This window comes from Cupriavidus oxalaticus, assembly GCF_038900635.1.
In the GTDB taxonomy this organism is placed as follows: domain Bacteria; phylum Pseudomonadota; class Gammaproteobacteria; order Burkholderiales; family Burkholderiaceae; genus Cupriavidus; species Cupriavidus oxalaticus_B.
Window position 1 is genome coordinate 81076 of record NZ_JAYMRX010000025.1, and the last position, 25396, is coordinate 106471.

At 64.7% G+C, this 25396-nt stretch carries 24 protein-coding genes; 8 read left to right on the forward strand and 16 right to left on the reverse strand.

Going from position 1 to position 25396, the window contains the following annotated elements:
- Positions 1-46 precede the first annotated feature (46 nt).
- The 3 genes from VSR71_RS28910 to VSR71_RS28920 all read right to left on the reverse strand — a co-directional run bounded on the left by VSR71_RS28910 (position 47) and on the right by VSR71_RS28920 (position 3701).
- The gene (locus VSR71_RS28910) at positions 47-1831 is read right to left on the reverse strand and encodes an acyl-CoA dehydrogenase (protein ID WP_342917085.1); all 1785 of its coding nucleotides are present in this window, start codon (positions 1829-1831) and stop codon (positions 47-49) included.
- A gap of 210 nt (positions 1832-2041) precedes the next feature.
- Positions 2042-2977, reverse strand: coding sequence for an AraC family transcriptional regulator (locus tag VSR71_RS28915; RefSeq protein ID WP_428979471.1), 936 nt, complete (start codon positions 2975-2977; stop codon positions 2042-2044).
- A gap of 208 nt (positions 2978-3185) precedes the next feature.
- On the reverse strand, positions 3186-3701 hold the full coding sequence (locus VSR71_RS28920) for a MarR family transcriptional regulator (protein WP_342917087.1): 516 nt from the start codon (positions 3699-3701) through the stop codon (positions 3186-3188).
- Positions 3702-4097: 396 nt separating this feature from the next.
- Here VSR71_RS28920 and VSR71_RS28925 point away from each other — a divergent pair, with 396 nt between their 5' ends.
- On the forward strand, positions 4098-4490 hold the full coding sequence (locus VSR71_RS28925; RefSeq protein ID WP_342917088.1) for a hypothetical protein: 393 nt from the start codon (positions 4098-4100) through the stop codon (positions 4488-4490).
- A 94-nt stretch (positions 4491-4584) separates the two neighbouring features.
- Here VSR71_RS28925 and VSR71_RS28930 read toward each other — a convergent pair whose 3' ends face one another.
- The 3 genes from VSR71_RS28930 to VSR71_RS28940 all read right to left on the reverse strand — a co-directional run bounded on the left by VSR71_RS28930 (position 4585) and on the right by VSR71_RS28940 (position 7936).
- Entirely contained in the window at positions 4585-5964 is a 1380-nt protein-coding gene (locus VSR71_RS28930) for an MFS transporter (RefSeq protein WP_342917089.1), read from the reverse strand.
- Between the two features lie 361 nt (positions 5965-6325).
- Entirely contained in the window at positions 6326-6850 is a 525-nt protein-coding gene (gene uraD, locus VSR71_RS28935; RefSeq protein WP_342917090.1) for a 2-oxo-4-hydroxy-4-carboxy-5-ureidoimidazoline decarboxylase, read from the reverse strand.
- Between the two features lie 129 nt (positions 6851-6979).
- Positions 6980-7936 (reverse strand): LysR family transcriptional regulator, encoded by a 957-nt coding sequence (locus tag VSR71_RS28940; protein ID WP_342917091.1) that lies wholly within the window; start codon positions 7934-7936, stop codon positions 6980-6982.
- 412 nt (positions 7937-8348) lie between these two features.
- Between VSR71_RS28940 and VSR71_RS28945 the strand changes: the two genes are divergently transcribed.
- From VSR71_RS28945 to uraH, 3 genes are read left to right on the forward strand one after another with little or no spacing between them, the layout of a single operon-like run.
- Positions 8349-9689, forward strand: a complete 1341-nt coding sequence (locus tag VSR71_RS28945) for an MFS transporter (RefSeq protein ID WP_342917092.1) — start codon at positions 8349-8351, stop codon at positions 9687-9689.
- A 1-nt stretch (position 9690) separates the two neighbouring features.
- Complete coding sequence (locus VSR71_RS28950; protein WP_342917093.1) at positions 9691-10212, forward strand: hydroxyisourate hydrolase; 522 nt, start codon at positions 9691-9693, stop codon at positions 10210-10212.
- Between the two features lie 30 nt (positions 10213-10242).
- Positions 10243-10578 (forward strand): hydroxyisourate hydrolase, encoded by a 336-nt coding sequence (gene uraH, locus VSR71_RS28955; protein WP_342917094.1) that lies wholly within the window; start codon positions 10243-10245, stop codon positions 10576-10578.
- Here the strand turns inward: uraH and VSR71_RS28960 are convergent.
- The 8 genes from VSR71_RS28960 to VSR71_RS28995 all read right to left on the reverse strand — a co-directional run bounded on the left by VSR71_RS28960 (position 10563) and on the right by VSR71_RS28995 (position 19929).
- Entirely contained in the window at positions 10563-11975 is a 1413-nt protein-coding gene (locus VSR71_RS28960; protein ID WP_342917095.1) for a hypothetical protein, read from the reverse strand. The two genes, uraH and VSR71_RS28960, sit on opposite strands and share 16 nt — an antisense overlap.
- Positions 11976-11986: 11 nt before the next feature.
- A complete protein-coding gene (locus tag VSR71_RS28965) occupies positions 11987-12433 on the reverse strand; it encodes a DUF305 domain-containing protein (protein WP_342917096.1) in 447 nt (148 codons plus the stop codon).
- A gap of 226 nt (positions 12434-12659) precedes the next feature.
- Positions 12660-14186 (reverse strand): Fic family protein, encoded by a 1527-nt coding sequence (locus tag VSR71_RS28970; protein ID WP_342917097.1) that lies wholly within the window; start codon positions 14184-14186, stop codon positions 12660-12662.
- A gap of 215 nt (positions 14187-14401) precedes the next feature.
- Positions 14402-15427 carry a tripartite tricarboxylate transporter substrate-binding protein gene (locus tag VSR71_RS28975; protein WP_342917098.1) on the reverse strand — a complete coding sequence of 342 codons (1026 nt, stop codon included), beginning with the start codon at positions 15425-15427 and terminating at the stop codon, positions 14402-14404.
- A 128-nt stretch (positions 15428-15555) separates the two neighbouring features.
- Positions 15556-15906: a DUF4387 domain-containing protein gene (locus VSR71_RS28980; protein ID WP_342917099.1), complete on the reverse strand. Its 351-nt coding sequence runs from the start codon at positions 15904-15906 to the stop codon at positions 15556-15558.
- Between the two features lie 26 nt (positions 15907-15932).
- Entirely contained in the window at positions 15933-17294 is a 1362-nt protein-coding gene (locus tag VSR71_RS28985) for an acyclic terpene utilization AtuA family protein (protein WP_342917100.1), read from the reverse strand.
- Between the two features lie 201 nt (positions 17295-17495).
- Positions 17496-18527 (reverse strand): sigma-54 dependent transcriptional regulator, encoded by a 1032-nt coding sequence (locus tag VSR71_RS28990; RefSeq protein WP_342917101.1) that lies wholly within the window; start codon positions 18525-18527, stop codon positions 17496-17498.
- A gap of 148 nt (positions 18528-18675) precedes the next feature.
- Positions 18676-19929, reverse strand: coding sequence for a phospholipase D-like domain-containing protein (locus VSR71_RS28995; protein WP_342917102.1), 1254 nt, complete (start codon positions 19927-19929; stop codon positions 18676-18678).
- A 229-nt stretch (positions 19930-20158) separates the two neighbouring features.
- On the opposite strand from VSR71_RS28995, the gene VSR71_RS29000 reads away from it, so the two are divergent.
- Positions 20159-20665 (forward strand): N-acetyltransferase, encoded by a 507-nt coding sequence (locus VSR71_RS29000; RefSeq protein WP_342917103.1) that lies wholly within the window; start codon positions 20159-20161, stop codon positions 20663-20665.
- A 32-nt stretch (positions 20666-20697) separates the two neighbouring features.
- Here the strand turns inward: VSR71_RS29000 and glnA are convergent, their stop codons facing one another.
- A complete protein-coding gene (gene glnA / locus VSR71_RS29005) occupies positions 20698-22173 on the reverse strand; it encodes a type I glutamate--ammonia ligase (RefSeq protein WP_342917104.1) in 1476 nt (491 codons plus the stop codon).
- Positions 22174-22341: 168 nt separating this feature from the next.
- Between glnA and VSR71_RS29010 the strand changes: the two genes are divergently transcribed.
- From VSR71_RS29010 to VSR71_RS29020, 3 genes are all read left to right on the forward strand, one after another.
- Positions 22342-22602, forward strand: coding sequence for a hypothetical protein (locus VSR71_RS29010; protein WP_342917105.1), 261 nt, complete (start codon positions 22342-22344; stop codon positions 22600-22602).
- Positions 22603-22684: 82 nt separating this feature from the next.
- Positions 22685-23263: an elongation factor P gene (locus VSR71_RS29015; RefSeq protein WP_342917106.1), complete on the forward strand. Its 579-nt coding sequence runs from the start codon at positions 22685-22687 to the stop codon at positions 23261-23263.
- A gap of 215 nt (positions 23264-23478) precedes the next feature.
- Complete coding sequence (locus VSR71_RS29020) at positions 23479-23805, forward strand: hypothetical protein (RefSeq protein WP_342917108.1); 327 nt, start codon at positions 23479-23481, stop codon at positions 23803-23805.
- A gap of 71 nt (positions 23806-23876) precedes the next feature.
- Here VSR71_RS29020 and VSR71_RS29025 read toward each other — a convergent pair whose 3' ends face one another.
- The gene (locus VSR71_RS29025; protein WP_342917107.1) at positions 23877-24953 is read right to left on the reverse strand and encodes an AI-2E family transporter; all 1077 of its coding nucleotides are present in this window, start codon (positions 24951-24953) and stop codon (positions 23877-23879) included.
- Positions 24954-25396: the final 443 nt, after the last annotated feature.

A 25396-nucleotide genomic window follows, 5' to 3' on the forward strand; every position in this document is an offset into this window, starting at 1 on the left:
AAAGCGGCCCGAAGGCCGCCCTTGTCTGCTGCGCGCCAAGGCGCCGTCAGAACTGCTCCGCCGTCAGCGCATTGACCGGCTCGGCACCGCCGACCACGGCATCGCGCAGCGCCGATGCCTGCGACAGGATGTGCTGTGCGAAGAAATGCGCGGTGGCGATCTTGGCGTCGTGGAAGTTCGGATCCTCGGCCCGTTTCGCATCCGCGGCCAGCATCGCCCGGCCCAGCTGCCAGCCCGAGAACACGATGCCGCACAGCTTCAGGTACGGCACGCTGCCGGCGAACACGGCATTCGGGTCCGACTTGGCATTGGCCACCACAAACTCGACCACCGCTTCGAGCGCCGCGCGGCCATTGGCCAGCTGCGCCTGGACCGCGGTGAAGGCCGCGCCGCCATGCTTGCCCAGCGCGGCCTCGGTCTCGGCGATCTGTGCGCAGATCGCGCGCGCCACGGCGCCGCCGTCGCGCAGGGTCTTGCGGCCGACCAGGTCGTTGGCCTGGATGGCCGTGGTGCCTTCGTAGATCGGCAGGATGCGGGCGTCGCGGTAGTGCTGCGCCGCGCCGGTTTCCTCGATAAAGCCCATGCCGCCATGCACCTGCACGCCGAGGCTGGTGACGTCGATCGACAGTTCGGTGCTCCAGCCCTTGATCACCGGCACCAGGAACTCGTAGAACGCCTGGTTCTGCTTGCGCACGGCTTCGTCCGGGTGCTGGTGCGCGGTATCGCTGGCGGCGGCCGCCACGTAGGCAACGGCGCGTGCGCCTTCGGTCAGCGCGCGCATCGTCATCAGCATGCGCTTGACGTCGGGGTGGTGGATGATGGTGACGCCTTCACGGGCCGAGCCGTCGACCGGGCGGCTCTGCACGCGCTCGCGTGCATAGGCCACGGCCTGCTGGTAGGCACGCTCGGACACCGCGACGCCCTGCATGCCGACTGCGAAGCGGGCCGAGTTCATCATGATGAACATGTACTCCAGGCCACGGTTCTCTTCGCCCACCAGCGTACCGATGGCGCCGCCGTGGTCGCCGAACTGCAACACGGCGGTCGGGCTGGCCTTGATGCCGAGCTTGTGTTCGATCGACACGCAATGCGCGTCGTTGCGCTCGCCCAGGCTGCCGTCGGCGTTGACCAGGTACTTGGGCACGATGAACAGCGAGATGCCCTTGACGCCTTCGGGCGCATCGGGTGTGCGGGCCAGCACCAGATGGACGATGTTCTTCGCCATGTCGTGCTCGCCGTAGGTGATGAAGATCTTGGTGCCGAAGACCTTGTAGGTGCCGTCGCCCTGCGGCTCGGCGCGGGTGCGCACCGCGGCCAGGTCCGAGCCCGCCTGCGGCTCGGTCAGGTTCATGGTGCCGGTCCACTCGCCGCTGATCAGCTTGGGCAGGAAGGTAGCCTTCTGCTCGTCGGAGCCTGCGGTCAGCAGGGCTTCGATGGCGCCGTCGGTCAGCAGCGGGCACAGCGCGAACGACAGGTTGGCGCTGTTCAGCATTTCGATGCAGGCGGTGGCGATGAGCTTGGGCAAGCCCTGGCCGCCGAAGTCTTGCGGATGCAGCACGCCCTGCCAGCCGCCTTCGCCGAACTGGCGGAAGGCATCCTTGAAGCCGGGGGTCGTGGTGACCACGCCGTCCTTCCAGCTGCTCGGATCCAGGTCGCCGGTGCGGTTAAGCGGCGCCAGCACCTGTTCGTTGAACTTGGCGGCTTCGTCGAGCACGGCGCCGGCCGTCTCCGGCGTGGCTTCCTCGAAGCCGGGCAGGCGGCTGACAGCGTCTAGACCCGCGAGCTCGTTCATCACGAACAGCATGTCTTTGAGCGGGGCACGGTAGGTCATGGAGGTCTCCTGTCTTTACTTCAGTACGTCTGTACGCTTGTTCCTGGGTGGCGCGCAAGCAATGGCGCCTGCCCGCAACGCGGGCCGATGCGTGATCGTACCGCCGGAAGCGCCCGTCGCGGCTACCCAAAACTGCCCATTCATTGACGAAACCTGCCGCCCTACGCAAACCGGCGCGCGGAAATGCCCACCGCCGGGTGGCAGGATTTGTCAGGCGCTCGCGGGCATGGTCCGGTAGGCCTTGGGCGTGCTGCCGGTCCAGTTGCGGAAGGCGCGATGGAAGGCGGTGGGATTGTCAAACCCGATATCGAAGGCGATCTCTGCGATCGCGTCGGCGGTGCGCGTCAGCCGCTGGATGGCAATGTCCCGGCGGACCTCGTCCTTGATCGCCTGGAAATTGGTGCCCTCGGCGGTGAGCCGGCGGCACAGCGTGCGCACGGAAAAATGCAGGTCCTGCGCCACCGCTTCGATGGTCGGCGTCGCCGGCAGGCAGTCGGCCAGGTACTGGCGCACATGGTGGCACACCATCTGTTCCGCGAACGAGACGAAGATCCAGTCCTCGGGCGCGCGCGCCAGGAACTTCTGCAGCTCGGCCTTGCGCCGGCGCACCGGCATGTCCAGGTAGGCGTGGTCGAACCTGAGCAGGGTCTGGCGGCCGCCGAACTGGACCGGGCCGGGAAACAGGTAAAGGGAGTCGCTGGCGCGCGGCGGCAGCGGGAAATCGAATTCCACCCTGGCCAGCGGGATACGCACGCCGATCAGCCATGAGGCCACCCCGTGGACCAGCTTGAGCATCAGCTCGCTGCCCAGCGCGCTGACGCCGGGGCCGGCCGGGTCGGCATGCAGCACGACCTCGCCGAAGCCGTCCTCGCGCCCGGACTCGAGCCGGAAATCGTCCAGGATCAGGTGGAAGAACTGGCCGAAGCGGTGCAGCGCCACCTCCAGCCGCGGCGCATCCAGCAGGCTCAGGCACAGGAACTTGAGCGTGCCGTTGCGCAGCGGCCGGCTGAAGATGCCGGGCATCTCGTCGTCCAGCTCCATGGCGAGTTCACGGTAGAGCGTGGAGAACTGTTCCTCGGTCACGCGCGCCGCCGGCGCCTGCAGCAGGCCGCGCGGGATCCCTGCGCGCTCCGCCAGCCGCGCCATGGCGGCCGGATCGGCACCGGACAGGAAGCCGTTGACCAGTGATATGGGGACGGTGGCGGTGAACTGGGTCAATGTCGCGGGGCGGGCAAGACGGTGCGGAGGCGGAGCGGGCCGGTGCGTGGCGTATTTTGTCATAGCCCGGCGGGTATCGGCGGCGCTCCGGGGGCGGCGGTGATGGCCGTGCCGAGCGTCGCGGCCGCAGCCGGTCCTAGGCGGACCGTGCCGGTTCCTCCGGCGCGTGCGCACCCGGGGCCGCGTCCATGTGGACGCTGGCCAGGCCGGCGTTGAGCTGGTTCAGGAAATGGACCAGGGAAACCTTGTCGTCAAAGCCGAAACTCGCCAGTGCCTGGCGGTAGAACTCGTAGATCCTGGGTTGCAGGCTGTTCCAGAACTCGCGCCCCTTTGGCGTCAGCACCACCTTCTTGGCGCGGCGGTCCACCGTGTCGGCAACGCGCTGGACATGCTTTTCCCGCTCCAGCCGCTTTAGCACGCCATCAAGGCTTTGCCGGCTCACCACCAGGTATTCCGTCAGTTCCGAGAACGACATCCCTTCGCGCACCTGCTGCCGCGACAGCGCCCCCAGCACGGACCACTGCACCGTAGTGATGCCGAGCGACTTGCTGGTCTGCCGGTCCAGCGTATTGCCGGCCTGGAACAGCCGGAAGAACAGCCGGTTATGGACGGATGCGTCGGACGGGTCGTACGTGGAATCTGGTTTGGTCATGGTGTGGGTTTGACGCTGGCCGCCGTGGGCCTGGCCATTGGTGTGCCTATTCTAAGGGGCGCGGAACACACACGTGCGCGGGACGAAGGGCGGGGTGGCCGCCTGGGCCCGTATCGAATCCGTCCGGATGTGGTGCGGTAGTCCTCTTCCGCTGCATTTACGGAATGATCCTGATTATTTTTTCTGCGTAGGATCGAGGAAACACGGCTCGACGGGCCGATGCACTGGAAAATGTAGGTAATGATATTGACGTATACGTAAAGCGTGCCTAGTATTCTCCGGACTCTTGCTACAAAGGTTCGGCCATGGCCATCACGCTCCACCATGCCGGCGACGCCGCCGTCGTGGCCGTCAGCCGCTGAGCGTTTGCTCCACCGGCTCGCTGGGATACAGAACATGGAAATGGCACAAGCCGCGCGACCCCACCGGCCCACACAGCCGGAACCGGGCATCGCCGACATGCTCCATCACATCCGCGCCGCGGCCCGGACCATCCAGGCCGAGGCCCGGCGCCAATGGCCCGGCGACGCCAATGCGGTGACACGCCGCCTCAGCCGCCTGCTGTCGCTGGCCATGCGCCAGCAATCCGCGCTGGACATTGCGGTGATCCTGGGCAGTGCCGCCGAGCTTCGCTATTTCCCGGACGATGCGGCGCTGGAACGGTGTACGCGCATGGTCGAGTCCCACGGCGGCAAGGCCATTCGTGCGGTTGTCTGGGCGGTCCGGCATCGCCGCGTGCGGGCCGGCGCCACCATTACCAGGCGCTTTATCGTCGACGCGGCCGACTGACTTCCAGAATGACAATGGCGGGCCCTGGCATCGTGCCGGCCCGCCATTTTCTTGTCGCGGCGCGCACTCGCGCCGCGCGCCTCCAAGGACTCTGTCAGCTTCGCGCTTCAGCCACGCCCGGCACCACCGACGCCGAGGGCACGCTTGCCGCGGCATCGACGTGCTGCGCCGATGCCGAGAGCCGATGGTTGATGCACGCCAGTGCCAGCGCACCCACGATTCCGGCCGCGCCGATGACCAGGAAGTTCTGCGCCAGCGGCAGCTGCAGCGAAACGATCAGCCCGATCAGCACCGGCGCCGCGATGGCACCGAGCCGCCCGATGCCCGAGGCCATGCCAACGCCGGTCGAGCGGATCGACACCGGATAGTACTGGCCGCTGTAGGCGTACGCGACGATCTGCGCGCCGGTCGTGCAGGCACCCACCGCGCCGATCAGCAGGTAGAGCATCTCGGTCGAGGTCTTGAACGTCATCAGGTACAGGAACGCGCCGCCGAGCAAGTACATCACCACCAGCACCCACTTGATATGGAACCGGTCGGCGAGCCAGCCGCCGCCAATCGCACCGACCACCGCGCCCACGTTCAGCGCGATCACGAAGCTGAGCGCCGAGCCCAGGCTGTAGCCCGACATCGCCATCAGCTTGGTCAGCCAGGTGCTGAGCGCATAGACCATGAACAGGCCGGTGAAGAAGGCGATCCAGAACATGACCGTGCTGAAGCCGCGGCCGTCCTGGAACAGGCGGGCCAGCGGCACGCCGGTGGCGCGGTCCTGCTGCGGAACGCGGAAGGTGGCGCCGGCATCCAGGCGCAGTTGCGGGTCGATGCGTTGCGCGAGGGCGCGCAGGTCCTTTTCGTTCTGGCGCGACACCAGGAACGACAGCGACTCCGGCATCGTCTTCAGGATGAACGGGATCAGGAGCACCGGCACGCCGGCCGCGAAGAACACGATCTGCCAGCCAAATCCGGCGATGAACTGCTTGCCGATCACCGCTGCCAGGATGCCGCCGATGGCATAGCCGGAGAACATCACCGTGGTCATGAAGCTGCGGATCCTGCGCGGCGAGTATTCCGTCATCTGCGCGACGATGTTGGGCATGACGCCGCCAATGCCGAGACCGGCGATAAACCGCATCACGCTGAACGTGACCGGATCGCTGGTCAGGCCCGCGGCCGCGGTGAACACGCTGAACAGGAACACGCACAGCGAGATCGTCCAGCGCCGGCCGATCCTGTCAGACAGGGCGCCCAGGAAGATGGCGCCGAACATCATGCCGAACAGCGCCGAGCTCGCCATGAAGCCGGCCGTCGACGCGGTGACGCCCATCTCCTTCATGATCGAAGGCAACGCGGCACCCGCAACGGCGATGTCGTAGCCGTCGATGATGATCACCAGCAGGCACCAGGCCAGGACACGCGCATGGAATGGGTTGAAGCGGGCATCGTCGGCCAGCTTTTGTACATCAATGTGCTGCATCGTATGTCTCCTTCACCAATCTTCTTTTGAACGCTCAACCGGCGGCAAGGCCCTTCGAACCGGCCCCTGGCCAAGGCTGGTCGGACTATGGTTGATGCGTGGTTATACGTCAAGATCATGACTTAAATCGTGGCGGAAACCTAGGGTAATTCCGGTGAAGAAGTGCGGGATCAGCTGTTATTCGGTCAATAAGTTGATTTATCAAGGCGGGCGATGGGCGCAACGGGGCCGATCGCCGATCGGGCGGGAGACCACCTTCGAAGCATGGATGGCGCAAAGCCGCGGCGCACAGCGCTGCATGCCGGGATGCACGGCTGGCCTGGAGCGCCGGACGGCCTGCGCCCCGCACCCGTCACGGCATTCAGGCCAGCGTAGCGAGCCGTGCCTGCAGCCGCCCGCGGGTGATCGCGCCGATCTGCGCGAGCGCCTCGTCCAGCTCCAGTTGCGTACTGCGGTCGATACGGCGTTCCAGCGCGGCGAAGATGCCATCGCGCGTGTAGTGCCGCACGCAGATGATGAAGGGAAAGCCGTGCCGCGCGAGGTAAGCGGCATTCATGCGGTCGAGCGTGGCCTCCTGCTGCGCCGACATTGCATCCAGCCCGGCGCTCTTCTGCTCGGCATTCGAATCCGCCGTCATGGTGCCGGCGCGGATATTGGCGGCCGACAGCATCGGGTGCAGGTTGAGGAAATCGCTCTGGGCTTTCGCATCCAGCTTGCAGACGACATCCATCATCGCATCGTGCAGGGCGCTGGACGATGCAAAGGGCCGCTGCGCCCAGGCGCGCTCGGCGGCCAGAGGAAAGTGTTCGAACACGCTGCCGAACGCGTGCATAAAGCCGGACTGGTCCAGCGCATTGACCGGCGCCAGATCGAGTGACTGTGACATGGAATGCTCTCCCGTTAGGCCCGCCGCGCGGGCCAGGCATGGAAACCGAATACGGGCCGAGTATAGAAAGCAGGCATGGCCGCGGCGAGGGGCGCGGCCATATAAGACGCATAACAGAATCCGATACCGCTACGCGCGCGCGGCAGGGTCCAGGTCGCGCAGGTCACGCAGCGCCTGCGACGCCGCCGTCAGCATGCCGCGCAGCCATGCATGCGAGGCCGAGCGGTGGCGCGCGGGATGCCACAGCTGGTAGAAGCGCATGAAGGGGAATTCGATCGGTGGCCTGAGCACTGCCACCGGCACGTGCTGCGCGTGATAGTTGGCAAAGTGGCGGCCCGTGGTCAGGATCAGGTCGGTCCCCGGGATCAGGCTCGGCGCGAGGTTGAAGTAGGGGCAGCTCACGCGATTGTCGCGGTGCACGCGCATCGTGCTCAGGCCCGTGTCCACCAGCCCGCGCTGGTCCCGCGAATAGGGCGTGGGCACGATATGCGCCGCGCCCAGGTAGGCCTGCGCGGTGAACTTGCCAGGCTGGTTATGCACGCTGTCGCGCGCCACCATGCAGACCACTTCGTCTTCCAGCAAGACCGACAGGTGCAGGTGCTCCGGCGGATTGGGCCAGTTGCCGATCACGATATCGATGGTGCCCTCGGACAGCGCCTGCTCGTAGTCGAAAGTGGCGGTCAGCGGAATCGCCGCGAGCCGCGCGTGCGGCGCCACGCGGCGGAATTCACGCACCACGTGGGCAAAGAAGGGCGGCGCGAGATAGTCCGGCATGGCTACGGTAAAGCTTTGCTCGGTGGTGGCGGGGTCGAAGCGGTCGTCCGACACGAGCAGGTTGTCCAGCGCGCTCAGCGCCGCCTGCGCGTTGCGGGCGATCTGCAGGGCGCGCTCGGTCGGCACCATGACGTTCTTCTCCCGCGTGAGCAGCGGGTCGTTGAAGATCGCGCGCAGCCGCTTGAGTGCCGAGCTGATCGCCGGCTGCGACTGGTTCAGGCGGATGGCGGTGCGCGAGACGCTCTGCTCGGCAATCAGGATGCACAGCACGCGCAGCAGGTAGGTATCGAAAGGGTCGTCGGCGCGGATCATGCGAAGTCTCTGGCGTTCTGGTCGGTAAGCAGGCGTGGGCAGCCGGCGGCGCAAGCGTCGCACATTGCGTGCTGCCCATGGCGGCTTTGTAGCCTTTTGCGCACCGCACGGCAACGCGGTCGAACCCGCACGCGGCCGGGAACGCCAATCGTCGAGTGCCCCGCGAAGGATGGCAAAGCCGGGGTCCTAGGGTAATCCATAGGTCCGCCAACGCGCCCGCCAAACGCCCGGAAACCCGCGCCAGGCAAGGCTTCCCGGGCCATATCCAAGCTGATATAGGGCCTATACCAGCCCCCCCGTTCCGCATTCCGGGCCCGTTCCTATACTTGCACCCAATCCAGACGGAAGGCCGCCGCCGCACCATCCCCGCGGCAACGGCCGCACCACACAAACCGACAAGACAGGAGACTCCATGTCCATTACAAAACAGGGTGTTCCGCTGTTCGCCGGCACGGCGGACGATGCGGAAGCCAGCGTCTTCCGCAAGGTGTCGTGGCGCCTGCTGCCATTCCTTGGCGTGCTGTGGGTGCTGGCGTGGCTGGACCGCGTCAACATCGGCTTCGCCAAGCTGCAAATGCTGGATTCGCTGCGCTTCAGCGAGGCGGTGTATGGCCTGGGCGCCGGCATCTTCTTCCTCGGCTACTTCTTCTTCGAGGTGCCGTCGAACATGCTGCTGCAGAAGATCGGCGCCAAGAAGACCATCATGCGCATCACCATCTGCTGGGGCGTGATCTGCATGCTGCAGACCTATGTCACCACGCCAACGCAGTTCTATATCCTGCGCTTCCTGCTGGGGGCGTTCGAGGCGGGCTTCTATCCCGGCGTGATCCTCTACCTGACCTACTGGTATCCGTCCGAGCGGCGCGCCCGCGCCTTCGGCACCTTCATGTCGGCATCGGCCATCGCGGGTGTGCTCGGCGGCCCGCTGGCCGGCTGGATCATGACCTCGATGGGCGGCGTGCACGGCATGCATGGCTGGCAATGGCTGTTTATCCTCGAAGGCATTCCGTCCGTGCTGGCCGGCATCTTCGCGTGGTTCTACATGACCGACAAGCCGGAGCAGGCCAACTGGCTGACCGACCATGAGAAGCGCGTGGTGCTCGATGCCCTGAAGCGCGACAACGCCACCATGGGCGAGCGTGGGCACGACTGGCGTACGCTGTTCACTAACCGCAAGGTGTGGCTGCTGATCGCGATCTTCTTCTGCCTGCTGTGCGCCAATTCCACGCTGACCTTCTGGATCCCGACCATCATCAAGGAAGTGGGCTTTACCACGCCGATGGCGGTGGGCTGGATCGCGGCGGTGGCCTATCTCTGCGGCGCGGTCGGCATGATCGTCAACGGTGCCCACTCTGACCGCCGCAACGAGGTGCGCTGGCACTTCAGCGGCGCCGCTCTGATCGGCGGTGCGGCGATGGCCGTGCTGGCCGTGCTGCTGGGCGCGCAGGCGCTGCCGCCGATGATCACTCTGCTGGCCATGACCGCCGCGCTGGTCGGCACCATGAGCGCCATCCCCGTGTTCTGGCAACTGCCCAACCGCTACCTGGCGGGCAGCGCCGCCGCGGTGGGCGTGGCCCTGATCAATTCCGTCTCCAACCTGGCCGGCTTTGGCGCGCCCTATGTGATGGGCCTGATCAAGACCGCGACCGGCACGGTCAGCAGCGGCCTGTACCTGGTGGCCGCCATCGAAATCCTGGCTGCGGTGCTGGTTGTGTTCGGCATCCGCCGTCTCCATCACAAGCGCGAGGCCTGACATGCACGACGACCACGATCCCGGCTTCAACGCCGCACGCCGCCGCTTCGGCCTGCAATCGATCACGCTGGGAGGCAGTGCGCTGCTGGCCGGCAACGCACTGGCCGCCAGCCCGGCACCGGCTGCGGCCCCCAACCAGACCGCGGGCCCGGTGCAACAGGGCGGCCTCAGCCCCCGGCTGACCATGCACGCGCTCGACACCTGGCACGGCACGCCGGCCGCCGGCATGCGTGTGGACATGTACCGCGTCGAAAACGGACAGCCGCGCCTGTTGCAGACGGTGACGCTCGCCGCCAACGGGCGCAGCGAACCGCCGCTGCTGCTCGGAGATGCCTACCGCACCGGTACCTACGAGCTAGTGATGCACGTGGACGAATACTTCGCCGCGCGCAAGGCCAGCCTGCCGCAGCCGCTGTTCCTGTCGAAGATCCCGCTGCGCCTGCGCGTGACGGACGCCAGCCAGCGCATCCACCTGCCCGTGACGTTCGGGCCGTGGAGCTACAACTACTACCGCGGCAGCTGATGCCGGCGTTGCACTGAAAGGAGACAAACCATGGCAGGCATCAGCACCCACGTGCTCGACGTATCGCTCGGCAAGCCGATTGCCGGCATGCAGATCGAACTGTTTGACGTCGGCACGCAGCCCCCGAAACTGATCGCAAAGGCGCGGACCAACAACGACGGGCGCACCGACTCGCCCATGCTGCCCGCCGCGCACGCCCGCACCGGCGACTTCGAGCTGCGTTTCTGGGTGGCGGACTACTTCAAGACGCCGGACACGTTCGCCGACATCGTGCCCGTGCGCTTCACCATCGCGGACGCCGCGCAGCACTACCACGTGCCGCTGCTGTGCTCGCCGTGGAGTTTCGGCACCTACCGGGGCAGCTGAAGCGCAACCTGCTGCGTGCCCGTCAGCACCGCATGGGAGGTGGTCGGCGGCGCGTTGCCCTCGACCACCAGCAGCGTGGCGGCGGCGGGCTGCTTGCCGGACAAGGCAGGCACTACCTCGCGCAACGGCCCGATGGCCGTGCCATTGGCGGCGCCGGCAGCATTCGTCCTGAAGCTTGCAACGGGCGTCCGGTGGCCGGACACGTAGACGTCGTAGACCGTCTGGGGCTTGAGCTGGAACAGGAACACTTCCAGCGCATCGACCAGGCCGAGGTTGCGTGCCACGACAAAGCCGCGCCCCGAGCTGCCGGTCGCCTTGAGCGGAATGTTGACGGGATCGCTGTTGGCGCGCGGCGCGAGGTTTGCCTTGCCATCGCCGGCCGGTACGGCGTTGGAGACATAGACGAGAGCCTGCGGTGCCTGTCCCACCGGGGTGCGGGCGATGACGCGCTGGGTGGCGGTGTCGATCACGTCGACGCCGTCGCCGTTTTCCAGGCCGACATACATGCGGCTGCCGTCATCGGACGGCCAGATGCCATGCGGCAGCGCGCCCACGGGAATGGTCGCGAGCAGGCGCGGCTCGGCGTCGGTGGTGTAGACCTTGACCGCATTCTCGCCGCCCACCGTCACGTAGGCGAGGGTGCCGCGCGCGGTCCTGGCGAAGCCGATATGGTTGGTGATAAAGCCGGTATCGAACACGCCGCTGACGCTGAGGTTTTTCGTGTCGATGCGGGTGACCTTGCCCACGTCCTTGTGCGTCATCCACACTTCGCTGAAATCCGGGGTGAACTGCAGGAAGGGCGAGAACGGGCTGGCGACCGGAATGCGCCTGACGACCTGGTGCGTGGCGACGTCGATCACATCGACTTCGGGCGTAAAGCTGGACACGACAAAGGCGAGCTTGCCGTCGGGATGGAACAGCACCATGCCTGGGCCCGGCGCGGTGGGGATGCGGCGGATCTCCTTGTAGCTGGCCGGGTCGATCACCGAGATGTAATCCTCGCCGCGCACGACCACCCACGCCTCCTTGCCGTCGGCGGTAAAGAAGCCCTCGTGCGGCGAACGGCCGATGTAGGCAACCCCCTTGACCTTGTTCGTGGCGGTATCGATGAACGTTGCCGAGTTCGAGCCATTGGAGACGACGAGCAGCGTCTTGTGATCCGGCGAGAAGCCCAGGCCATGCACGTTGATCTCGCCCTTGTAAAGCGGCGAAAGAATATCGGGCCGCGCGTTGCCAAGGCGGATCTGCCCCAGCAGCGCATTGGTGGCGGGCTCGATGACCGACACGGTGTTGCTGTTCTGGTCCGCCGTATAGACGCGGTCGCTGGCGGCCGGCGCCGCGGCGGCAAGCGACGACGCCGTGGCCAGGCCCAGGGCAAGCTGCAAGGTCTGCTTCATGTGGGATTCCTTCAGTGAGAATGTGCAGGCGCCGGGCTGCGGCCCGGCGCGGTTTTCGGATGGCGGGCAATCCAGGCTTGCATCAGGCGGATCTCGTTCTGCTGGTCGGTGATGATGCCCTGTGCCAGGTTGCGCAATTCCGGATCGCTGGTGTCGAGCAGCAATGCCTTGGCCATGTCGATGGCGCCCTGGTGATGCGGGATCATCATCGCGACGAAGTCGTGGTCAGGGTCGCCGTTCATGGCGGCGGCGCGCATGCCTGCATCCATGACGGCCATGGCGTCGTCCATGCGTTGCGCGAACGGCTTTGCGGTGCTGGCGACAAAGGGCTCCGGCTGCCGCGCCACTGGCGCCGGGCCATGACCATGCGGCACCGTCGGGACACCGCCTGCCAGACAGGTCGAACCGGCGGCCGCCGCAATGGCGGCGAGCATGAAAACGGGCAGGGTGGACTTCATGTGTGGCGTTCTCCGGGTTGTGGTTCGGGCTACTTCGGAGTAAACACGCCTGGGACCGGTTCTATTCCACACGGGCCAACGTTTTTTGCAACATCGTCGGGACACCAACCGGCATCCCTGGCGGCCGCGGCCTTATCGGGCCATGCAGTGGCCGCTACCGATATCCGATTTTGGCAATCGTGCGGCGCCCGAGGCGCCCGAGGTGCGTGAAAACAAGCTCGCGAAATCAGGCCGCCTTGGCCGTGGCTTCGAAGTAGTCCGCGAATTCGTCGCGCACCACTTCCTCGATCCGCGCAATCTCCGCATCGGACAACTCGGTGAATTTCGCGCGTTTGCGGTTTGAGAGCTCGCCGTGGTTCTGCACGACCAGGTCGATCAGGTTGGTCAGGCGCGCCTGACGCAGGTCCAGCCATCCTTCGATGCGGGCCACGCTGGCATCGAAGGCCTTCAGGTAGCGGATCTCCAGCGCAAGGTCTTCCTCGACGCACTGCTGGACGCATTCGAAGACAAACTCGCAAAGCGCCGTCGCATCGAACGACGCATAGAGCCAATAGGGCTGTGGCGACTTGATGAGAATCGTATCGCTGTCCGCGTCAAGCACATAGTTCAGCAGCCCTGTGCGAGGCGCCGAGTAGTCCTTCAGCAAGCCGGCGTAGACCGGCAGGTTCTTCAGCATGCTGGCCGATACCGGCAACACGACGCCCTCCGGCGTCACGCCGGCCTGGCGCAACAGATGGTGGATCAGGAAGCGGTGCAAGCGCCCGTTGCCGTCATAGAACGGGTGGATATAGACAAAGCCGAATGCAACGCATGCCGCGATGACCAGGGGGTGCGCCGCTTTCGTCTTGATCAGGCCGGCAACCTGCGCCAGGCCCTCCATCATCGGCTCGACCTGCTGCGGGGGCGGGGGGATGTAGTCGGCAATGTTGCGCAGCCGTCCGCCGCGCGAGAGCCAGTTCTGGCGGTCGCGATAGGCGTACTCTGCGCGGATCGATGAAATGATCTCGTTCTGCCATTCGCAGAACTGCGCCTCGTCGAGCGGCACGGCGGCACCGGCAAACTCCAGCAGGCGCCTGAACCGGGCGACACGCTGGTTGTCTGGCAACTCCTTCTCGATCGAGTACGTCGAACGGGTTTCGGCGAGGTATAGATAGTCCACCGCGCGTGCCAGGACTTCCGGCTCGAGCCGGTTGATCGCGGCGGCGATCTTGCCCGGGAGATCGGCGCCGATGAATGCCTCGAGGCGCTCGGTGCGACGCACCAGGGGGCAGAATGCCGCGGGGCCGAGGTGGTTGTTCAGGATGCCGAACTGGGCGTCGAGCTGGCTATCGCCCGTAACGTAGTCCGCCTCGTCGAGCGCCGCAACGCGGGCAGTTCCCGCTGGCAGCTTGTAGTCGATCTGCGCGCCGGCAAGCCACTTGGCATAAAAGCCGCTGAGCCGCGCATACCGCGATCCGGGCGAAGCCGCCAGCCACTGCCGCACCTCGTCAACCACCTCCTGGTGCTCGAACAGCGCGGCCAGCACGGTCAGGTTCAGCGGTTCCTTGCGCAGCGCAAAGGTGAGATGGTCGAGGGTCGTATCGTCGCCGCGGTAGCGATTTCTGGGATAGACAGTCTTTACGCTGCCGTCGGCGCCGGTATGCGTGCTCAGCACGCCTGTCTTGTCCGACAGTTCCGATATCGAATGCAGGGGCGGAACGCGCAGCTTGAACCTGGCAATCAGGGCGCTGTAGCCGAGTGGAGCGTAAGCCATAAGCGGACTGCGGAGTGAGGTAATGGAGGCATGGAGGATTACCAGAGTTTATACGTCGATTACCACTTCGTCTATGCAAGGCGAAGCGACTTACCATATTGCATATTTGCGGCTGGCGGCCAAATTGCCAGATCACCTATGCGGCTTACCTAAACACCTACCCGCGGCGCTGCCGAATACCAATTCGCATGGGACGGTTGCGTCATGCAGGGTGTCTATTCCGCAATGATCTTGCGGTCCGCGGCGATCCGCTTCCATTGCGCGAGATCGTGCTTCATGCGCGCGCCAAACTCGGCGGGGCTGACAGCCAGCGGACGCGAGCCATCCGGCTCCAGCACCACGCGCACCTCCTGCGAGGCAGCGATCTCGGCGATTTCCCGGTTGAGCCGCTGCACCAGCGCCGCCGGCGTTCCCGCCGGGGCCAGCACCCCGACCCAGATCTCGATGCCATAGCCCGGCACCGACGCCGCCAGCGTTGGCAGCTCGGGGAAAGCGGGATTCGGCGTGGCCGACGTCACGGCCAGCGGCTTGACCTTGCCGGATTTGATCTGCGTAGCGATCGAGCTGTAGTTCGACATCATCACATCGATCTGCCCCGCGGCCAGGTCGATCAGCGCATTGGCCGCGCCCTTGTACGGCACGTGCATCATCTGCACCCGGGAGGCGTCGCACAGCATCTCTGTCGCAAGCTGGCCCAGCGATCCGACGCCGGCCGAGCCGTAGGTGATGGCCCCCGGCTTCGCGCGCGCGGCGGCGATCAGTTCCGCGGCAGTGCGGATCGACTTCGACGCCGCGAGCGTGGACGACACCGCCAGCAGCAGCGGCCCGTCGGCAACCAGCGCAACCGGCGCGAACGCGGTCAGCGGATCATATGGCGAGCGCGCCTGCGTTGCCGCCGCGGTCAGGAAGGTCGAGGACGTCAGCAGCAGCACCGATCCGTCGCGTGGCGACTTGGCGACATAATCCGCGCCCAGCACGCCGGCCACGCCGGGCCGGTTCTCCACGATCACCGTGTTGCCGAGTCGGCGGGCCAATGCCGGCGCGATCGCGCGCGCGATCACGTCGTTGCTGGCGCCTGCCGAGAACGGCACCACGATCCGCATCAGCGGCGGCACGGCGGCTGCGCTGTCCACGGGCGCCGCGCCGGCCGTGGGGGCGGGCGCCAGCGCCGCCGTGGCAATTGCCGCCGGCAGGATGCGCGCCAGGCGGGTCCAAATGCGCTTGAAAGAGGTCGTCTTCATACGTCTGTCCGAAGTCATCGTAGTACAGCAAGGCTGCAGGACGGCACCGCCGGCGCAACCGGGCGGCGCCGGCGATGCCACAGGCCTGCGCGCGCCAGAGGTGCAGGCCGCGACAGGCTGTGCGCGGGTCAGGCCGGAATCTCCAGTTCCAGCAGCGGTGCGTACTGCTGGGCGCCGAAGATGTCGCCGTCGCCGGCGCTGCCGCTCGGGCGCTGGCGGTACATGGTGAACTTGATCGCGAAGGCCGGATCGTATTCGACGAAATCGCTGATGCGCGTGACCGGGACGCCGAACAGCGCGGCCATGCTTTCGCGGCTCAGCACCCGGGACCGCTTGACGCGCTCATACTGCGCCGCTTCGCGGAAGATGATGTCGAAGGTGATCTTGTTGACCCCGGCGTTCTTGCTGCGGATGGTCTTGGCAAGCTCGTGCAGCTTCTGCGCGGGCGCAGCGAAGGCGGTCGGATTGGCGTTGGTCATGATGGATATCCTGGAAATCGGGCGTGTCAGACGCCGGCCTCGACAACGTGGGTGGGGAACAGTGCCAGCGGATCGTGCACCGCCATCGTGTGGTTCAGCGTCCAGCGATAGGCGGGGCTGGCGCGCAGCACCTCGTCCAGCGGGAACGACACCGAGCCGGCCGTGCCTTTGACGTCCGGCAGGCGCGCATAGAACATCTGGCGCAGGCCGGTCATCGCCACTTCCTCCGCCATCTCGCGCGTTGGCGCCACGCCCTGCACCATGACGCACAACTCATGGCCGGGACGGTCGCGCAGCGGTTCCAGCTCGCCCATCACGCCGTCGCGTCCGTAGACGTTGTAGTGCAGCTCGTAGCCGTTATCGCCGAAGCGCGCGCGTACCTGGTCGCGGGCCCAGGCGATCACGCGATCCACATTGGCAATCGTGTACGGGTCGCGGATGCCGCAAAGCCCCACATAGCGCTCGCCAACCTTGCCGGCGCCTTCCAGCTTGACGCGCACGAGCTGGTCGGGCTCGAAGCGCGAACCGGTAATGCGGGTCGTGCGCGGATCGAGCTGCTCGTAGCGGCATTGGCGCATGTCCAGCCTGCCGCCCGCGACAAATTCCTCGTAGGGGTTGGAGCGTTCATACATGGCATGGCCGGCCACCGAGGCAACGGTGCAGCGCTGGTCCGGATGCATCGCGGTGACGCGGACGTCGTCGCGGGTGATCTCGCCCAGTACCGTTTCCTTGCCGCCGTAGGGTTCCGCGCAGAAGGACGCGCACTCCAGCACCTTGCCGAGGTAGTAGGCATGGTCCGCCGCGAAGCCGTGGTGCAGCGCCGGCGCGGCAAACACGGCGGCGTCGGAACTGCGGCCACCGATGATCACGTCTGCTCCCTGGCGCAGCAGTTCGAGATACGGATGCACGCCCGCCATGGCGACGATGCGCTCGGTGCTGTCCAGCTCGGACAGCGTCAGGTCGGCAAAGCCGTCGAGGCCCCGGATGGTCTCGCCGTCGCCGAGCTTTTCGCGGACCAGCGACTTGGGAACCTCCGAGTAGAAGTAGCCGATGCGAAAGCGCTTGAGCCCGTGCCGTTGCGCCAGTTCGCGGATGATGCTGACGTAAAGGTCGACCCGGCTGTTGGTGCCCGTGTCGCCAGCCGAGCCGATGATCATCGGCACGCCCAGGCGCCGCGAGGCCAGCAGCATGTGCTCCAGGTCGTGGCGCTGCCACGCCTCGGGGCTGGTCGAAGTATCCGAGCCGAGCGGCACCGGGCCCACGTCATCGCTGCCCGAATCGGCCGCGATGTAGTCCGGCCGGGCGGCCACGCCAAGCTCGAAGCTGCCGGTGCGCAGCGGCGCAAAGCCGAGATGGCCGTTGGGGCAAATGATCTTCAGCGACTGCATGCAAGGTTCTCCGGTTAGGTGTCGCTTTATCCGATTAAGCGAGTCACACGACACTTACTCAGCAGAAGCCGTGCCAGCCGGAGATGCCGGATTTTTATCTTTTAAATCAATGACATGTGGAACGGGGTAGGGTGGTCTGCGTGGATCGCACGCGAGCGCAGCGGCGCGCTTTCCACGCGGACGCGTGAAATGCGCGCCGGGTCAGCCCGCGGCCAATCCGAGCTTGCTCATCTGGTGCCGGAGTGCGTGGCGGCTCAGGCCAAGCCGGCGCGCCGCCTCGGCAAGATTGCCATGGCATGTCGCCAGCGTCTGGCCGAGCAGCGCCGCCTGGAATTGCGCCGTGGCGGCGTGGTAATCCAGGCCATCGGCCAGCGCGGCGCTTGCCGCGGGCGCAGCCGCGCTGGCGACAGGAACGGCATCGGCGGCAGGCGCGAGGCTCGTGCCGGGGGAATCAGCGCCCCCGGTCGCGCGCAGGATCCGCGCGGGCAGGTGAGCCGGCAGGACGCAGTCGCCCTGCTCGAGCAGGCAGATGCGCTCCAGCAGGTTTTCCAGTTCGCGCACATTGCCCGGCCAGGGATACACGCGAAAGATCCGCTCGACTTCCGGGTCGAGCCGATCCATGCGGCTGCCGTACTGCCGGTTGTAGCGCTGCAGCGCGCCATGCGCGAGCAGCAGGATGTCGTCGCCGCGCTCGCGCAGGGGCGGGATATTGATCGCGATGACCTGCAGCCGGTAGTACAGGTCCTCGCGGAACTTGCCGGCGTTGACCTCGCTGAGCAGGATCTTGTTGGTGGCGGCGATGAAGCGCACATCCACGCTGATCGGCTTGACCGCGCCGACGCGGCGGAACCGCCGGGTATCGAGCAGCGTCAGCAGCTTGGACTGCATGACCAGGTCCAGCTCGCGTACCTCGTCCAGGAACACGGTGCCGCCATTGCCGGCCTCGATCAACCCTTCCTTCTTGCCGACCGCACCGGTGAACGCGCCGCGCTCATGGCCGAACAGCTCGGATTCGAGCAATTGCGCCGGGATCGCGGCGCAGTTGATGTCGATGAATTCCGCACTGGCGCGGCTCGATTGCTGGTGCAGCATGCGAGCCACCAGGCTCTTGCCGGTGCCGGTCTCGCCGTACAGCAAGACCGTGCGGGCCTGGCTGCCGGCCACGCGGGCAATGAGGTCGCGCAAGGCGACAATCGATGGATGGTTTCCGACGAGTTGCAGTGGGGCGTTCATCGCGGGCGGATGGCTGTGCAGGGCGCTGATGGATGGCGCGGCCTGGCATGACCATGGGGGCTGAATCGCCAGCATCATACCCCGCAGGGCAGGCCGGGGGGGCAGGGCCGGGACCCGGGGATCCGCACCCCCGGGTCCGCGTCAGGGATCAGAGTTGGGGGCCGAGCAGCGATGCCATCCGGTCGCGCAGTTTTTCGGTCCAGGGACGGTTGGCCCACTGTTCATAGGTCTTGGGGCGCGACAATTTCAGGTCTTCCTCGAAGATCCTGGTCTGCTCGGCGGCAAAACCGGCATCCAGGATATTCAGCGTGGCTTCGTCATTGAGACGGAATGACCGGTTATCGAAATTAGTCGAACCGACCGACACCAGCAGGTTATCAACGATCAGCACCTTGCAGTGGTACATCGTCGGCGCGTATTCGGCGATCACGGCGCCGGCCTTCAGCAGATTGCCCCAGCGCCGGCGCGACGCGGCGCGCACCGTCTCCGAATCGATATGCTCGCCCGGCACGATCACGCGCAGCCTGACGCCCCTGGCCAGGGCCGCCAGCAACGCCTTTTCCGTCAGGTCGTCGGGCACGAAGTAGGCCGCCGACAGGTCAATCGTTTGCGCGGCCGCCGTGATCGCAAGGTGGTACATCAGTGCCATGCTCTCGCTGCCGCCGGTGGGCGAACTGCTGAACATCTGGCCGCGGCTGTTGCCGACCGGAGGCAGTTCGGGAAAGTACTTCGGCCCATGCGGCACCGCGCCGCTGACCTTGATCCAGTTGTCCAGGAACACGGACTGCATCTGGCCAACCACGGGACCTTCCGCCTGGAAATGGGTATCGCGCCAGTGGTCGGGATCCTGGGCATTACCGGTCCATTCCGGCGCGATGCCGACGCCGCCGGTAAAGCCGATGGTGCCGTCGACCACCAGCAACTTGCGGTGCGTACGGTTGTTGAGCTTGCCGATCGTATACCAGCGCACCGGGTGGTAGCGGCGCACGTCCACGCCGGCGCCGGTCATGATGTCCAGCACGGACTTGTCGATCTTCGAACTGCCGACGGCGTCAAGCAGCACCTGAACCCTGACGCCCGCCCTGGCGCGTTCGGAAAGGGCCTGCGCGAATTCGTTGCCGATATCGCCGGACCAATAAATGTACGACTCGAAATTGATCGTTTGCTTCGCGCTGCGGATCGCGCCCAGCATCGCGGGAAAGATCTCGTCGCCATTCCTGAGCACGCGAAATCGGTTGCCATCGACGACCGGAGGCCCGAGCAGTACGCCCAGTTCACGGACAAACTGCGGATCTGCCAGGCTGTAGAGCCGGTCCAGGCGTCGCTCGATACGCTTTTCGCCACCAATCAGGTTGTACGCGACAATGCCACCCAGAGCGGCCACCAGAATGACGGCAAGCAATGCGAGTATTCGGCCCTTTCTACGCGCCCCCGGAAAGGCGTGGCGGCGGATCACGCAAGCACCATGATGTCTCGTCCAAGAATTGCGCCGGCAAGCAGGCGACTATCACAGCATACTTCCCGGGATTGGCAGTTTCCAAGCAGGCAGGTGGAGGCCGGGCATTTCGATCTGGCTTTGACATCAGGCGTCGCAGGTATCCTTGACCGACAGAGACAACCGGAACAGAGACATGGGCATCCACATCCGCAATGAGCAAACCGTCGACGTCGACGCCATCGCGCGGCTGACCGAAGCTGCGTTCCGCAGCGAGCCGCACTCAAGCCATACCGAGCAATTCATCGTCGACGCACTGCGCCGCGATGGGCAACTGACCGTATCACTCGTGGCAGCGGAAGGCGGCGCCGTCGTCGGCCATGTCGCCATCTCGCCGGTGGCGATTTCGTCCGGAGCAACGGCATGGTATGGCCTGGGGCCGATCTCCGTGTTGCCTGAACGGCAAGGGCAAGGCATCGGCACAAGCCTGATGAAGGCGGCCCTGGGCGAACTGCAGCGCCTCGGCGGCGCCGGCTGCGTGGTGCTCGGCAACCCGGCGTACTACGGCCGTTTTGGATTCAGGGCGCATGCCTGCCTGGTGTTGCCGGGCGTTCCCCCGGAATACTTCCAGGCTGTAGCCTTCGGCGGGGAAATTCCGGTTGGCGAAGTGCGTTACCAACCGGCGTTCGACGCCACGGAGTGATGGGCATAATCCATGCTGCTTCGCAATGCTGATCAGATGTCGAAGTAGAGATAGAACTCCCACGGGTGCGGGCGCAACTTCAATGTATCGATCTCGCGCGTGCGCTTGTAGTCGATCCAGGTCCTGATCAGGTCTTCTGTGAAGACATCTCCCTTTCGCAGGAACGCTGAATCGGATTCCAGGGCGCAAAGCGACTCTTCAAGCGAACCCGGCACCTGCCGGATGCTGGCGGCTACCTCTGGTGGCAGATCATAAATGTTCTTGTCGAGCGGGTCGCCGGGGTCCGTCTTGTTTTCAATGCCGTCAAGGCCCGCGAGCAGCATTGCCGAGAAGGCGAGATAGGCGTTGGCCGACGGGTCCGGACAGCGAAATTCAACGCGTCTGGCGCTGGGGGAATCCGAAACCATCGGAATCCTGGCTGCCGCAGATCGATTGCGCTGCGACATCGCCAGATTGACAGGCGCCTCGTATCCAGGCACCAGTCGCTTGTATGAGTTTGTGCTCGGCGCGCAGAACGCCATCAGGGCGGGCGCGTGGCTGAGCAAGCCGCCGATGTACCAACGGCACATCTGGGACGTCTGCGCCCAACCATTTTCGTCGTAGAAGAGGTTTTCGCCGTCGCGCCACAGACTCTGGTGGCAATGCATGCCGCTCGCGTTGTCGGCAAACAGGGGCTTGGGCATGAATGTGGCGACCTTGCCGTGGCGGCGCGCAACATTCTTGCAGATGTACTTATACATCATCACGTTGTCTGCCATCCGGGTCAGTGGTGCAAATCGCATGTCGATTTCATTCTGGCCCGCCGTGGCTACCTCATGATGATGCACCTCGATCTGGACGCCTGCCTGCATCAGCGCGAGTACGATTTCGGAGCGGATGTCCTGCAGCGTATCGCTTGGCGGCACGGGAAAATATCCTCCCTTGTAGTGCTGCTTGTAGCCAAGATTGCCTCCGCCGTAGGCGCCTTCGTCTTTGCCCGAGGCCCATTCGCCTTCGGCGGATTCGACATAGTAGTAGCCGGAGTGCTGGTCCTGCCCGAAGCGAATGGAGTCGAAAATGAAGAATTCCAGTTCGGGGCCAACGTAGCAAACCGTGGCCAGACCGGTTTGCCGGAGGTACAGCTCCGCCTTTCGAGCAATGTGGCGCGGATCGCGCGAGTACGACTGGTGCAGGACAGGATCCAGCACATCGCAGATTAACGCCAGCGTCGGCGCCGTACAAAACGGATCGATGAATGCTGTGGCCGGGTCAGGCCTGACCAGCATGTCGGACTCGTGTATCTCCTGGAACCCACGAATGGAAGACCCATCGAACCCAATGCCAGTCGCGAACAAATCGTCATTGACTTCCGGCAGCGTGATCGAGAAGTGCTGCCAGACGCCGGGCAAGTCGGTGAACCTGAGGTCGACGACCTGGATCGCGTGCTTCTCGATCAACGCGATGACCTCGCCGGGATTTTGCGGCGGTGCAACGTGATAGCTGCCGGGTTCTATTGAGACCGTGCTCATAACTGCCTCCGTCGTCGAGCCCCCGGAGCATAGTCCAACATTAGTCTGTCAAGTTCCGATTGCAAAGTGCCTCACGAGCGTGCAGTTTCTCTGAAACAACCCTATCTCTATGTGTGCGATCCGCGTTCCCATTAGTCAGCTCCCGCGACACGGACTTGGAGGTAGGTGATGTACGACGACCTTTTGGCGGATCTTAGTGATTGCCTGGATCGAATCGTTGGCGGCGACATCAACCGTGAACGGGAAGTGGCTGACCTGATCGAGCGCTGTATGCGAGCCATTGAGGCAGAAACGGGAATGGTCGGTTCAGGAGAGCAACTGGAGCTGACCAAGGCCCGCATAGCCTGTGATGGCGGCTATCTCCGACTCGCGCTTTCATCTGCCAGAAGGGCGCTGGTGGCAAGCGAAGGGGGGAAGGAAAAGCAGTGAAACCGGTGCCTGCCGTTTGTTGAAGGGGCACCACTGTAGTGCTAGGCTGAAGGCGAATCTTGCCGCCCAGGCGGGGACACCAATGGTCGAAGCTTCCGGACTGAAGTCGGGCATGGTCATCATGCTTGAGGGTGAACTTCATATCGTTACCAGCGCCGGGTACCACGCCGGCGGTGGCCAACACGGAGGCGCAGTCTTTGCCAAGTTCAAGAGCCTGAAGAGTGGTCACATCAAGGAGTTGCGGTTGCGCCCGAGCGACAAACTGGAGGAGGTCGCGCTCGATCACCAGGAGATGGAATATCTGTACACCGATGGTGTCGGCTTTTATTTCATGAATCCCGAAACCTTCGAGCAGATCAGTATTGCCGCGGAAACCATGGGCGCATATCAAAAATTTCTTCGTCCCAGCATGCGAATCCCGGTGCAGCTTTATGAGGGCGAACCAGTCACCATCTCATTCCCCCCGGTGGTCGAGTTAACCATCGTATCCACGCTACCGGGCATGCACGAGCATGAAACCTCTACGTTCAAGGCTGCGACGCTGGACAACGGCATGGAAGTTCTCGTTCCCCAGTTCATCAAGGAAGGGGACACGGTGCGAATCGAAGTGGCGTCGGGAAAATATCTGGACCGGGTAAGGCGCGGGACGCAAAAATCGTGATTCCCGGGCCGCGCCGCAAGGAACCTCGGGATCACAGCGGAGCGGGGTGCCGATTCTGACCTAAACTGAAAAAGTGTCATTTGCGCGCTTCGCCGCCGCTTTGGCGCAATGCAACTTCGCTGTTAGCCGCTTGCGGGCAAATGACAATGGCACGGGCAACACACTGTCATCTGCTGCCTGAATTCATGGGGATGGATGTTCACGAAGGGGGCATCATGTTGCAAGCCAGTGAAATGCAGCAACGTTTTAGTCATCTGCAGCAAACCATCAGCGAGACATCACGGACTTGTCATGCCGATGCGAAGGTTCCACAAGACTTGATGAACTGTGTGGATGAACTCGACAAGGAGTGCAAGACGGCATCGAAGATGGCATCGTCCAAGGATGAGGATCGGATCCGGCAGTGGGTCGATGATCTCGAACGGATCGGCGATCGTGCAGACCGCGCTTGCCAGCAGGCCGGCAGTCTCGATGCAAAGGTCAAGGACGCAGTCAGTTCGATGCATTCTGAACTCACTGACCTGAAGCGCCAGATGCACTAGCAAGACCGAGAGCCCCGGTCCAACCCGCCGGGGCTGATCGAGCAGCTTGTGCGGGCCTCCGTTCCGGTGATTTACGCCGAGGGTGGCCCTGCCCGCTGCTCCGCCTGGCTTTCCACCCATTCGCGCCATACGGCGAGCAGCACCGCAAGAATCACCGGCCCGACGAACAGGCCTATCAGGCCAAATGCGGCGAGTCCGCCCAGGACGCCGAACATCACCAGCAGGAACGGCACCTTGGTGGCCCCACTGATGACCAGCGGACGAACGACGTTATCGACCCAGCTCACGGCCGTGGCGCCCCACAGCAGGAGCCCGATCCCCGCCACGGTGTGGCCAGTGATGAGCAGCCATGCGCCGATGGGAACCCAGATAACAAGCGCCCCGAAGGGAATTAGCGCCAGCATGGCAGTGGCAATGCCCCAGAACACCGGAGCGTCAACGCCTGCCGCCCAGTAGCCAATGCCGGCGACAGATCCCTGGGTGACCGCCGCGAGAAAGAGGCCGAACACCACAGCCCGCGCGGTGTCGCCCACTGCCATGACGTATCCGTGAGCACGCGGGCCGAGGACCCCTTGCAGGACCAGGCGAAACTGCGCGAGCAATTGATCGCCGTCGCGGAAGAAGAAGAATGCCGTGAACAGCGCCACGCCAATGAGCCCTGCGTTGAGTCCCACATCGCCGGCCAGCCTTGCAAGGGCGCCGCCCCACCGGTCGATCAGCGCCGTGACCTGGGCACGCAGCGCTGCGCGGTCACCAAACAGCACTGACAACCATTCCTGCAACCATTCGCCGACCCAAGGCAGGCGTGCGAGCGAATCCGGTAGTGCAACGCCCGCGTTCACGATGTCGGCCGCCTCGCGGTAGGCGGCGACCATCTCAGCACGAAGGAGGATAGTGAGCCCGATGATCGGCACGCCCAGCAGCGCTGTTAGTGCCAGCGTGGAGATCAGCGCAGCCCAGGTTCGTCGCTGACGCAGCACGCGGCGCAACCACGCGTTGAGCGGCCAAGTGACATAGGTGAAAATTGCTGCCCAGGCAAGTGGCACGAGGAAGGGCCGCACTACGACAAAAGAAAGGGCGAGAAGCCCGCCGAGCAGACACACCAAAAGAGTCCGGCGTACCCATACGGCTGCTTGGAAATCGGTCATGGAAGGGCACGTGGGCACGGCATCCGGGGCGATGCACGTTGCCACTATGCTAACCGCGACGCACCACGCCGCAAAGGAGGCGGATTTCTGGCGCTACCGAAGCAGCGATTCCGTATCCGCTCAGCCCGCGGCAGGTGCCGGCGGAGTTGTCAGGACTCTCGTGTCACCACTGAGTTTCCATGCGGGATACCGGAACATGTGTCAGCAACTTGCGTCCTAGATGTCGTCAGTTTTGTGTCAACAGCCGGAAGAGCGCCTCAGGCGGACATTTCTGCTTTGCTAAAACCGGACATTACCGCTTTGCCGCTACAACCTTTGTCCAGGCAAAGTTGAAATGTCCGGGCGCCAGCAAAGTTGAAATGTCCGGTTTTCCGGTGTCATTTCAGCTTTATCTGATCTGTTTTTGGGGTTCCCGTCGGGCGCTGGTGCTGGCCTGACACGAT